An 11562-nucleotide genomic window follows, 5' to 3' on the forward strand; every position below is an offset into this window, starting at 1 on the left:
CGTCTTAAAAAAGCCGTCCTGATATGGGGCGGCTTTTTTGCTTTACGCTCACAATGAATATAACGTTCAATCTCCGTTATACTAGTCACCAAATTTCTGCAGCAAATGACCCAGATGGGTCGTGTCACCATGGATGCCTGGAGGAAACTGATGGCGCGAAGAAGGGTAGTGGTAACTGGGTTAGGCCTGGTGACCCCAGTGGGCAATAGTGTCAATGAGTCGTGGGCGAACATTGTCGCCGGTAAAAGCGGCATAGCGCCTATTGAGCACTTTGATACCAGTGGCTTCAATACGCGGTTTGGCGGTTCGGTAAAGAATTTTGATATCAGCCCTTATCTGAACCCCAAAGACGCTCGCAAAATGGATCTGTTCATTCAGTATGGTATGGCTGCCGGTGCTCAGGCGGTACAGGATTCAGGGATAGAGTGCACAGAGGAGAATGCTGAGCGCATCGGCGTGGCGATTGGCTCTGGAATTGGTGGGCTGCCAATGATTGAGCATAACCATAATGCGCTCAATAAAGGCGGTGCACGTCGGGTATCACCGTTTTTTGTGCCTGGTTCTATTATCAATATGATTTCCGGCAACATGGCGATCCAGCATGGCTTTAAAGGGCCGAATATTGCGATTACCACGGCTTGCACCACCGGTACCCATAATATTGGCTACAGCGCGCGCACCATCGCCTACGGCGATGCGGATGTCATGATTTGTGGCGGCGCAGAAATGGCCACCACACCATTAGGTTTGGGTGGCTTCTCTGCCGCGCGCGCGCTCTCAACGCGCAACGATGACCCGCAAGCAGCGAGCCGTCCTTGGGATGCCGACCGCGATGGCTTTGTGCTGTCTGATGGTGCAGGGGTGCTGGTGCTAGAAGAGTACGAGCATGCGAAAGCCCGTGGCGCCACTATCTACGCGGAGCTGGCTGGCTTTGGTATGAGTGATGACGCCTACCATATGACCGCTCCGCCCGAGGATGGTCGCGGTGCCGCACTCTCCATGCGCAATGCGATTAAAGATGCCGCTATTGATCCGGCAGACGTGCAGTATATCAACGCCCATGGCACATCAACTGCTGCCGGCGATTTGGCTGAAAGTCGCGCTATTGAAAAAGTGTTGGGCAGTGCGGCCCAGCAGGTGGCCGTTAGCTCAACCAAGTCGATGATTGGCCACCTATTGGGTGCCGCCGGTGCGGTAGAGGCGGTATTCAGCATTCTAGCAATCCGTGACCAGGTCGCCCCGCCCACCATCAACCTGGATAACCCCCAGGAGGGCTGCAACCTCGACTACGTACCCCATACCGCGCGGGATATGCGTATTGATATCGCGCTCTCCAACTCGTTCGGGTTTGGTGGCACTAACGGCTCCCTGCTGTTCAAAAAGGTATAACTTTTTATGCCCATGCCCCAGGTGCCATTTGATGACCGCGGGCTAGCGTATGGCGACGGTGTATTTGAAACAGTGCTGCTGCGCGATGGGGTACCCGTACTTTGGGATTATCACCTCGCGCGCTTGGAACAGGGCTGTCGGCGCTTGAATATCCCGTTGCCTACCTCTCAACAGCTGGCGCAGGTGTGGCAGTCGCCCCCTGCGGCAGCGCTGGAAGTACTTAAATTAATATTGACACGCGGAAGCGGTGGCCGAGGCTACGCGCTGCCTGATCCTCCTGAGCCCAGGCTGATCTTTCGGCGAACGCCTTTTGTTACCAACGGGCAGCGGTGGCAACACGGTGTCTGCGTACGTTTGTGCCATCTTCGTTTAGGGCATCAACCGCTGCTTGCGGGCATCAAACACCTTAACCGTTTGGAGAATGTGCTAGCTCGCCAGGAGTGGCAAGAGAGCCATATTGCCGAAGGCCTGTTAGCGGACCAATCAGGCGAAATGGTGGAAGCAACCAGTATGAACCTCTTCTGGTCAACGGAAGGGCGTCTTTTGACCCCCCGGGTAAACCGCTGCGGCGTGGCAGGTACTCTGCGCGCTGCGCTATTGGCTAACGGCGTTATTGAGGAAGAGGGGCTGACAGTCTCGGAACTACCACAGGTTGAGCGCCTTTGGGTAGGTAATTCGGTACAGGGCGTGTGGCCTGTGTGTGAATTGCTTGATACGCAGGGCGGCCTGATCGCGACTTGGCCTGTGTTAGCAGGGCCAGACCCACTGCAGGGTGAGGCTCACCGCCTGCTGGGCTATCCCAGTATGTTTCCCGCATCAGAATCCAAATAAATAGATTGAGGTGTCAACGTGAAACGGTTACTTACCGTCTTTGGAATATTGGTTGTGCTGGCCGTTGCCGCTGCGCTCGGCGGTTATGCTTATTGGCAGCAGCGTCTAGCGGCGCCAATTGCGGTAGAGGAACCCACCCTATATCAAGTGCCTGCCGGAGCTGGTTTTAATCAAGTCATTCGCGATTTAGAGGCGCAAGGAGTGCTTGAGGATGCCTGGGCATTTAAGCTACTGGCGCGGATAGACCCAGAGCAGATGCCAAGTCTACGGGTTGGCGAGTACCGCCTCACACCGGGGATGAGTGGGCGAGAGGTGATGGCCCTGTTGGGCAGTAATAACGTGGTGACTTATTCGCTGACCGTGCCTGAAGGATGGACCTTTCGCCAAATGCGTGCGCTGCTAAATAGTGCGCCGAAGCTTGAACACCGTACGGCAGACATGAGTGACGAAGAAGTCATGACGCTGCTGGACCGTGAGGGCACCTTTCCTGAAGGTTGGTTCTTCCCCGATACCTACCGCTATCATCTGGGCATGAGCGATGTCGATATTTTGAGCCAAGCGTTAAATCGGATGGAGCGCATTTTGGAGCAAGTGTGGGCGGAACGGGATGACGATTTAACCATTGAAACGCCCTATGAAGCGCTAATTATGGCATCGCTGATTGAGCGGGAAACCGGGGCGCCTGAAGAGCGCAGAGAGATTGCTGGGGTATTTAAGCGCCGGATGGAGCGTGGCATGCGTCTGCAAACAGACCCCACGGTAATATACGGCATGGGCGAGCGCTATGATGGCCGCATCACACGGGCAGACCTACGTGAAGCCACCCCTTACAATACTTATGTGATTGACGGCATGCCGCCGACGCCGATTGCCATGCCAGGGCGAGCCTCATTGGAGGCGGCGGTGAAGCCGCTACCCGGCGAAACGCTCTATTTTGTGTCCCGAGGTGACGGCACGCATCACTTCTCGCGCACATTACGCGAGCATAACAATGCCGTGAATCGCTATATTCGAAACCGTTAAATAGCTAAACACTGAACATGTCGATGGCGTATCTATTGAGTAAGGGGCAGCAATGAGCAAGCGCGGACGCTTCATCACCCTAGAAGGCGGTGAGGGAGTCGGTAAGTCTACCAATATGGCGTTTGTCGAAGCATGGCTAACGGCCCAGGGAATGGAAGTGGTGCGAACCCGTGAGCCGGGCGGCACCCCCCGCGCAGAAGCAATTCGTGAGCTGCTGCTTGACCCTGCCCCCCAAGAGCCGCTGAGCGTTGATGCCGAGCTGTTACTGGTCTTTGCGGCCCGTGCACAGCATCTAGCGGAAAAAATCCTGCCAGCGTTGGCACGAGGTGCCTGGGTAGTATGTGACCGTTTTACCGATGCCACCTTTGCCTATCAAGGCGGCGGGCGCGGGATCAACCCCGCACGCATTGCGCAGTTAGAGCAATTTGTACAGCAAGGCCTTGCCCCTGATCTCACTCTGCTGCTGGATATGTCGCCCGAAGCTGCCAAAGAGCGGTTAGAGGGCCGCCTACGCGAGCTAAATACCCAGCGTGACCGGTTTGAGCAAGAGCAGACGGATTTCTTTATGGCGGTACGCCAAGCTTATTTGGATCGCGCGGCCGCTTCGCCTGAGCGCTTTGCGGTGATTGATGCAGCTCAGCCGCTAGAGGTGGTTCAAGCGGCGCTAAGCCACGTATTGGAAGAACGGGTTGCCCAATGGCAATAACTGGCGTATTGCCCTGGCATCAGGCCACTTGGCAGCAGCTGGTGCGCCTTGCCAACAGCGGGCGCATGCCCCATGCCTTGCTGATTAGCGGTGCCCACGGGGTTGGCAAGCAGCAGTTGGCAGAAGCGTTGATCGCTAGAACGCTATGTGCCCAGCCCGGCGAGCAGGCTTGCGGGCAGTGTCACAGCTGCGCCATGTTGGCCTCTGGCTATCACCCTGATCTACTGCGGGTGTCGCCAGAAGAGGGCAAGCGCCAAATCCGCATTGACCCCGTCCGCGAAGTGAATCGGTTTGTCTCGCAAACGGCGCAGCAGGGTGGCTACCGAGTGATTGTGATCTCACCTGCTGAAGCCATGAATATTGCCGCCGCCAACGCGCTGTTAAAAAGCCTGGAAGAACCCGGCGATAAAACGTTATTTATCCTACTTTCAGATGTGCCCTCCCGCACGCTGCCAACGATTCGTTCGCGCTGCCAGCAGTGGCCCCTAGCAAGCGTGCCCTTTGATGACTGTAAAGGGTGGCTGACCCAGCAGCTGGGTGGTGATGAAGCTCACTTCTGGTGGCAAGTATCAGGCGGCCTTCCCCTGTTAGCGGTTGAGCTGGCCGCTCCCGATGAACGGGCGCTGCGCCACCAGATTCACGACTGTTTCGAACAGTTAGTGCGCGGGGCAGAGCCTGTTTCAGAGGCGGCGAGGCTGGATCGCCAAGCGATTGATGCGATCTTATGGTACGGTATTGCTTGGCTTGAAGACTTGATTCGTCTGGGACTATCGGGCGAGCAGAGCGTGCTACACAATCCTGATTTAACGCCGCTTTATCGCCAGGCGGTGAAAAATGGCCGCGTACAGGACTGGTTCCGGCTATTAGATTACGCCAGAGAGCAGCGCCGCTTGCTGGCCGTTGGAGCAAACCCGAATCCACAGCTGGTGCTTGAAGCTTGGCTGGTGCGCTGGTCTGCGCTGCTGCGCTCCTGACAATCTAATGCAATGAGGTGGTGATGGCTGCTCAAAAAGCACTCTCTTTAACGATACCCGACGTGCCCACGCTGCTATCTGCCTATATGCCGTTTTTGGATCGAGGCGGTATTTTTGTGCCTACCAAAACATTGTATAGCCTCGGGCAACCCGTTGTACTGCTGCTAACGCTGCCAGGGGTGAGCGAGCGACTCTCCGTCACCGGTCAGGTGATTTGGATCTCACCAGAAGGTGTTAGTGGCCGAAGACTGCCAGGCATTGGCGTGCACTTTAGTCAGCAAGATTACTCTGTGCGTGACCGTATCGAGACCCTGTTAGCCGGGCAGCTTGATAAAGCGCCTCCCTCGTTTACGCTCTAAGCTAGCCACCTCCTATTTACTTCCAAAGAGCACTGCATGTTTGTCGATTCTCACTGTCATCTAGACCGTTTATCGGAGCATACACATGGCGGCGATGTGGCCGCCACGTTGGATGCTGCCCGTGCTGCCAACGTTAGCCAGTTTTTAGCCATCTCTACGACGTTAGAAGAGCTGCCGGGCTTGGCCGCCATTGCCAGAGCACATCACGATGTGGCTATTTCTGCGGGCCTTCACCCGCTCCACCAAGCGCCAAATGAGCCGACGGTGGACGATATCGTAGAGGCTGCTGAACAGTATGGAGTGGTAGCGATTGGTGAGACAGGGCTGGATTATCACTACCAGGAGAGCGTGCCTGTCAGCGTTCAGCATGAGCGATTCAAGCGGCATCTCATCGCTGCGAATGAGCTAGAGTTGCCGGTCATCATTCATACCCGCGAGGCCAAAGAGGATACGCTGGCGCTGCTGCGTGAATACAGCAATCCTCAGGTGGGCGGCGTCATCCACTGCTTTACTGAAGACCTGGACATGGCGCGGGAGGCGGTTCGGCTTGGATTCTATATTTCTCTTTCCGGCATTATTACGTTTCGTAATGCGGCATCGCTCAGAACACTGGCACGTCAGCTTCCGCTGGATCGGCTGTTAATTGAAACCGACAGCCCTTATTTGGCCCCTGTCCCTTATCGCGGTAAGCCCAATGAGCCTGCCTGGGTCGTTGAAGTCGCGGAGTGTATTGCGCGTGAACGAGGCATCAGCGTGGATGAAGTTGCCATGCAAACGACCGTTAATTTTTACCATCTGTTCCGCGCTGCGGCACCAGACGCGCCTGCCCATGTCAAAGAGGCCTTGGCACAGTCTGGGCTTGTGGTGTAACACGCGGTGACAACCACTGGAGGTCGGTGATGAATATTGATCGACTATTGCAGCAGTCAGAAGGCTCAGCATCTATTCCCCCTGTTGATACCTGGCAGCCCGCGCTATCAGGAGAAATGGATATCCTGATTCAGGAGGATGGCTCCTGGCTGCATGAAGGGCAGCCGTTTGCTCGTCCTGCGATTGCCAAGCTGCTCTCCAGCCTACTGCGTCTGGATGCCGATGGATACTGCCTGGTCACTCCCGTGGAGCGCTGGCGCATTGCCGTAGTGGACCGCCCCTTTGTCGTGGTCGAAGCGGATTTCCACGATGGTGCCTGGTGGCTAAAGACTCAATTTGACGATGTAGTACGTCTGGATGCCGAGCACCCCATGAGGTTGACTGCTTCTCCCAGCGGCGAGATGGCGCCCGAATGTGCTATCCGGTTCGGTTTAGCGGCTCGACTGCACCGCAACGTGTTCTATCGCTTGGTAGAGCAGGCGCGCGTGCAAGAGAATTCGTCAGGCCAGAGCGAGTGTCAGCTCTATAGTGCGGGAAGCTGGCACCTGCTTGGCCAGTGGAGCGATAGCGTGCCAAGTGAGGCGCCGTGAAGTTAACCGCCGAGCAGCAAGCTGTTGTTCACCATAGGGAAGGGCATGCGCGTGTAGCCGCCGTGGCGGGCGCAGGTAAAACCACGACCATGGCTGCCCGAGTGCTTCACCTGTTAGGCAGTGGCGTTTCTCCCAAGCGAATGCTGGTGCTGATGTTTAACCGCTCAGCGAAAGATGACTTCCAGCGTCGCCTAGCCAGCATGGCCTCAGCAGGCCAGCCGTTGCCCGACGTTCGTACTTTTCACTCCCTAGGCCACCGGCTGACCCAAAGCCTGTGCCGCTGGGGAGCGCTCGCCCCCAGGCGGCTACTCTCTGCTGAATGGCAAATGGAGCGCTTGCTTCGTCAAGCTAGCCTAAATGTGCTTGCCGGCCAGGTAGATCGTCGCGACGCTGCGCTGGAAGGTGATCGGCTAGAGGCGTTGGCGCATTTTTGTGGCCTAGTGAAGGCCGAAATGCTGCCTGCGGCGGCGCTTTATGAGCGCCTTAATTACGAGCCGGATACCGACTATTTTCCTACGGCCTTCGAAGAAGCTGAGCGTCTGCTGCACGCTGAAGGCGTCATGACCTATGCGGACCTGCTCTACCGCCCACTGCAGGCCCTGGAAGCGGACGCCACGCTCCGCAAGCGGGTCGAAGGTTTCTTGGATCATGTGATTGTTGATGAGTACCAGGATATCAATACGGTTCAGCAGCGGCTGCTGGCCGTGCTTGCTGGGCCGAGTGCGAATGTGATGGCTGTGGGCGATGCTAACCAGTGTATTTATGAGTGGCGCGGTGCTCGTCCAGACACGATGCTGGAGAACTTTACCGCCACCTTCGGCAAAGCCACCGACTATCCGCTCTCCATGACCTTTCGCCACGGGCATGCCTTGGCGCTGACGGCTAACCACGCCATCATGGCCAATCAGCGTCGGCCCGATCAGCTCTGCTTGGCCGAAGCAGGTAATCCCGATACTCGCATAACCGTAGGTCAAGGAAGCCGACTGTTACTGGATGCCTTGATGGACTGGCAGGCCCAGGGGAGGGCGCTCAGTGATGCTAGCCTGCTAGTGCGAAGCTGGGCGCTCTCGGTGCCTTTCCAGCTTGCCTTGCTGCAGGCGGGTATCCCCTTTCGTCTGCTGCGAGAAGATCGCTTCGTGTTCCGCTTGCCCCTGGTGCAGGCGTTGGCAGGTTATCTGAAACTCTCCAGGCGTCCAGAACTGCTTCACGACCCAGAGCAGTTGCTGCTGCTGTTATCTCAGCCAACCCCCTTTGTCGCCCGTGAACGCCTGCAGCGTCTGGCTTACCAGTTAGCGACAACCCAGCAGTGGCCGGAGCGGCACGAGCCCGTTCTGGCAGCGCTAAAACCGTTACAGCGGCGCACGCTAAAAAAACGCTGGGAGCTACTGTGTGAGCTGCCCAAACTTAACGCATGGCCCCCGGCCAAATTGCTCGGCCATGTGGTAGAGGCGATTGACGCTGAAAAAACGCTGAAACGTGCCGCCGCTAGACGCGATAAAGGAGAGGAGGACGTGCGTTTGCTCGACGTGCTGATTGAGCAGGCTGAGAGCGTACAAGATCCAGATGCCTTCATTGAGCTACTTGAACGTCCGGTGGAGAATCAGGCTGGCGGCGTGCTGGTCAGTACCGTGCACGGTGCCAAGGGCCTCGAGTGGCCGCTAGTGGCCGTTGCAGGCGTTAATGAAGAAGACTTTCCCCACTATAGCCGCGATAACCCGCTGAATGATGAGCGCTTAGAGGAGGAGCGGCGGCTGTTTTATGTGGCCATCACGCGTGCCAAGGAGCAGTTGCTGGTTCTTCACGACGGAGGTGCACATCGGCCAAGCCGTTTTATTGCCGAAAGTGCCTGGCAGGATGGTATGCGTGTCGCCGCTTGTTTAGCCAATCAGCAGGCGCCAGATACGCCGTTAGAAGTGCAATCCCCTAGCTTAGTGGCCCGTTACTTGGAAAGAGTAGGGCGCGCCGACATTGCCTTAGCCGCACCACAGGTGAAGGAGTCTTCAGCTGGTTACCAAGCGGGTAGCCACTACTACCCCGGTCAGCGCTTGCTGCACGCAGTGTTTGGAGAAGGCGAAGTGGCGGCAGTAGAGGGTAATCCGTCCGACCCGGTGATTGATGTGCGGTTTGTGCAAGCCGGGCGACGTCGTCTCATCGCCCGCCGTGCACCTATTGAGGTGATGGAGCCTCCGGTGCAGCCAGCGTAGCCAGCTGCACCATTGCTATCCCTGTTATATATTTGGCCTGTTACATATTTGGATAGTTCGGACCGCCACCGCCTTCAGGGGCTACCCAGGTAATATTCTGGGCGGGGTCTTTGATATCGCAGGTTTTGCAGTGCACGCAGTTCTGGAAGTTAATCTGGAAGCGTGGCTTGCCCTGATCATCCTCAACCACCTCATACACCCCTGCCGGGCAGTAGCGCTGAGCGGGTTCAGCATACTTGGGCAGGTTGTCACGAATCGGCAGCTCTGGGTCTGCGAGGCGCAGGTGGCAGGGCTGATCCTCTTCATGGTTCGTATTGGACAAGAACACCGAGGTGGATTTATCAAACGACAGTTTGCCATCTGGTTTCGGGTAGTTGATCTTCTCGAACTCAGCGGCTGGCCTTAACGCGCCGTGGTCGGTAGTGGTGTCATGAACGTTGGGGAGCTTATTGCCCAGCAACTGGTTCACAAAGTTATAGGCGCCACCGCCAACCGTGCCATATTTGTGAATGGCAGGGCCGAAGCTCGCGCTCTCTTTTAGCTCCTGATAGGCCCAGCTGGCTTCCCACTTGCTGGTAAAGTTGGCAAGCTCTTGCCCGCCTTCATCGCCGCCTTTGATCGCTTCAAATACACTTTCTGCCGCCACCATGCCTGATTTCATTGCCGTGTGCAGGCCTTTGATCTTGGCAAAGTTCAGGGTGCCCGCGTCACAGCCAATCAACAGACCGCCAGGGAAGGTCATTTTCGGCAGGCAGTTGAACCCGCCTTTGGCAATGGCCCGTGCGCCATAAGCCACGCGTTTGCCGCCTTCCAGGTACTGGCTCAGCACCGGGTGGTGCTTCATACGCTGGAACTCATCGAACGGGGAGAGCCACGGGTTCTGGTAGCCGAGATCCATAATCAGGCCAACGACGACCTGCTGGTTTTCCGCATGGTAGAGGAACCAACCGCCGTGGGTCTTGCTGTCTAGTGGCCAGCCGGAGCCATGTACCACCAAGCCGGGTTCGTGCTTATCGGCGGGTACGTCCCACAGCTCTTTCAAGCCGATACCGTAGTGCTGCGGGTCGCGTCCGGCATCCAGCGAGAAGTCATTGATCAGTCGCTTGCCTAAGTGCCCCCGTGCGCCCTCTGCAAATAGCGTGTACTTAGCGCGTAGCTCCATTCCCGGCATGTGGCCATCTTTAGGCGTACCGTCGGCACCTACGCCCATATCGCCAATCAGGATGCCGCGCACCACATTATCTTCAATGATGACTTCCTGAGCAGCAAAACCAGGAAATATTTCAACGCCCAGCGATTCCGCCTGCTCGGCCAGCCAGCGGCACAGGTTGCCTGCGCTAATCACGTAGCGAGTCAGTTCACCCCCGGTGTTGTGCATGCTCTTGGGTACCAGCGCATTGGGGATTTTCTGCGCCTTTTCGGCATCCTTCAGCAAATAGACATCGTCGCGCGTGGCGGGCGTATTCAGGGGAGCGCCGCGCTCTTCCCAGTCGGGAAACAGCTCCGCCAGGGCGCGGGGTTCGAATACCGCGCCAGACAGAATATGCGCTCCCACTTCAGATCCCTTCTCGACCACGCAAACGGTTAGCTCTTGCTCCGCCTCGTTGGCCTGCTGCATCAAACGGCAGGCGGCGGCCAAGCCAGAGGGGCCTGCGCCCACGATGACCACGTCAAAGTCCATTACATCGCGTTCAACGTTTTCCACCCGGTTTCTCCTTATTCTCATAAGCGCCATCTGTATCTGGCTAGCGAATGGGCACTAGCTTATGAAAAGATGGCCTTAATTTAAAACGGTCGTTTGCTTCTGGTTATCTCCCATGATAGGCATAATACCCGTGTCAGGTCACCCCTACGATGGCAAAAGCACACTTTATAAGTGTCGGTACGAATAGCGATACCGGCGGGCTACGACCAAGGCCGCACGAAGAGAAAGTTGTTGCTGGTGGGTAGGCTGTGGCAAATTGATAGGGTTTTTCATTTGCTAGCCTATCAAACGCTTGCATGAATTTTGAGCGCAGCCACTAGGTGGCGGCGCCTAGTCAGGTTAACGGCTTCTATCACGAGCCAAGCGAGGAACCTATGAAAGTACTCGTCGCGGTGAAACGCGTCATCGACTACAACGTCAAAATCCGCGTCAAAGCGGACCACTCTGATGTAGACCTTACCAACGTTAAAATGGCCATGAACCCCTTCTGCGAAATTGCCGTGGAAGAGGCGGTGAGCCTGAAAGAGAAGGGTGTGGCCACCGAGGTCGTGGCCGTGACCGTGGGCCCCAAGGCCGCCCAAGAGCAGCTGCGCACCGCGCTGGCGCTGGGGGCCGACCGCGCCATTCATATTGAAACCGACGAGCGCGCCGAATCGCTGGCGGTGGCCAAACTGCTTGCCAAAGTGGTGGACGAAGAGCAGCCCGGCCTCGTCATCCTCGGCAAACAGGCCATCGACACCGACAACAACCAGACCGGCCAGATGCTCGCCGCGCTGACCAATCTGCCGCAAGGCACCTTCGCCTCAGAAGTCGCGGTAGATGGTGACAAGGTCAACGTGACCCGTGAAATCGACGGCGGCCTGCAAACCGTCGCGCTGACACTCCCGGCCATCGTCACCACTGACCTGCGC

General features: G+C 57.0%; 11 protein-coding genes. 10 read left to right on the forward strand and 1 reads right to left on the reverse strand.

Going from position 1 to position 11562, the window contains the following annotated elements:
* Window positions 1–150 precede the first annotated feature (150 nt).
* The 9 genes from fabF to AC13CN_RS09375 are packed head-to-tail and all read left to right on the forward strand — an operon-like array spanning window position 151 to window position 8946.
* Window positions 151–1389 (forward strand): beta-ketoacyl-ACP synthase II, encoded by a 1239-nt coding sequence (fabF, locus tag AC13CN_RS09335; protein ID WP_044629218.1) that lies wholly within the window; start codon window positions 151–153, stop codon window positions 1387–1389.
* Window positions 1390–1395: 6 nt separating this feature from the next.
* Window positions 1396–2220, forward strand: coding sequence for an aminodeoxychorismate lyase (gene pabC / locus AC13CN_RS09340; RefSeq protein ID WP_062360069.1), 825 nt, complete (start codon window positions 1396–1398; stop codon window positions 2218–2220).
* A gap of 18 nt (window positions 2221–2238) precedes the next feature.
* Window positions 2239–3243: an endolytic transglycosylase MltG gene (gene mltG / locus AC13CN_RS09345; RefSeq protein ID WP_062360071.1), complete on the forward strand. Its 1005-nt coding sequence runs from the start codon at window positions 2239–2241 to the stop codon at window positions 3241–3243.
* A gap of 52 nt (window positions 3244–3295) precedes the next feature.
* Window positions 3296–3949, forward strand: coding sequence for a dTMP kinase (gene tmk / locus AC13CN_RS09350; protein WP_044629221.1), 654 nt, complete (start codon window positions 3296–3298; stop codon window positions 3947–3949).
* The gene (locus AC13CN_RS09355) at window positions 3940–4923 is read left to right on the forward strand and encodes a DNA polymerase III subunit delta' (protein WP_044629222.1); all 984 of its coding nucleotides are present in this window, start codon (window positions 3940–3942) and stop codon (window positions 4921–4923) included. The genes tmk and AC13CN_RS09355 overlap by 10 nt, the downstream gene beginning before the upstream one ends.
* A gap of 23 nt (window positions 4924–4946) precedes the next feature.
* The gene (locus tag AC13CN_RS09360; protein ID WP_054645063.1) at window positions 4947–5282 is read left to right on the forward strand and encodes a PilZ domain-containing protein; all 336 of its coding nucleotides are present in this window, start codon (window positions 4947–4949) and stop codon (window positions 5280–5282) included.
* Window positions 5283–5318: 36 nt separating this feature from the next.
* The gene (locus AC13CN_RS09365; RefSeq protein ID WP_475312070.1) at window positions 5319–6152 is read left to right on the forward strand and encodes a TatD family hydrolase; all 834 of its coding nucleotides are present in this window, start codon (window positions 5319–5321) and stop codon (window positions 6150–6152) included.
* 29 nt (window positions 6153–6181) lie between these two features.
* On the forward strand, window positions 6182–6742 hold the full coding sequence (locus AC13CN_RS09370) for a DUF1285 domain-containing protein (protein ID WP_044629225.1): 561 nt from the start codon (window positions 6182–6184) through the stop codon (window positions 6740–6742).
* The gene (locus tag AC13CN_RS09375; RefSeq protein ID WP_062360075.1) at window positions 6739–8946 is read left to right on the forward strand and encodes an ATP-dependent helicase; all 2208 of its coding nucleotides are present in this window, start codon (window positions 6739–6741) and stop codon (window positions 8944–8946) included. Before AC13CN_RS09370 ends, AC13CN_RS09375 begins: the two co-directional genes overlap by 4 nt.
* A 40-nt stretch (window positions 8947–8986) precedes the next feature.
* Here the strand turns inward: AC13CN_RS09375 and AC13CN_RS09380 are convergent, their stop codons facing one another.
* Complete coding sequence (locus AC13CN_RS09380) at window positions 8987–10651, reverse strand: electron transfer flavoprotein-ubiquinone oxidoreductase (protein WP_044629227.1); 1665 nt, start codon at window positions 10649–10651, stop codon at window positions 8987–8989.
* A gap of 374 nt (window positions 10652–11025) precedes the next feature.
* Between AC13CN_RS09380 and AC13CN_RS09385 the strand changes: the two genes are divergently transcribed.
* On the forward strand, window positions 11026–11562 hold a 537-nt coding region (locus tag AC13CN_RS09385), incomplete at its 3' end, for an electron transfer flavoprotein subunit beta/FixA family protein (protein WP_483052665.1).

The organism is Vreelandella sp. L-25 (genome assembly GCF_056857535.1).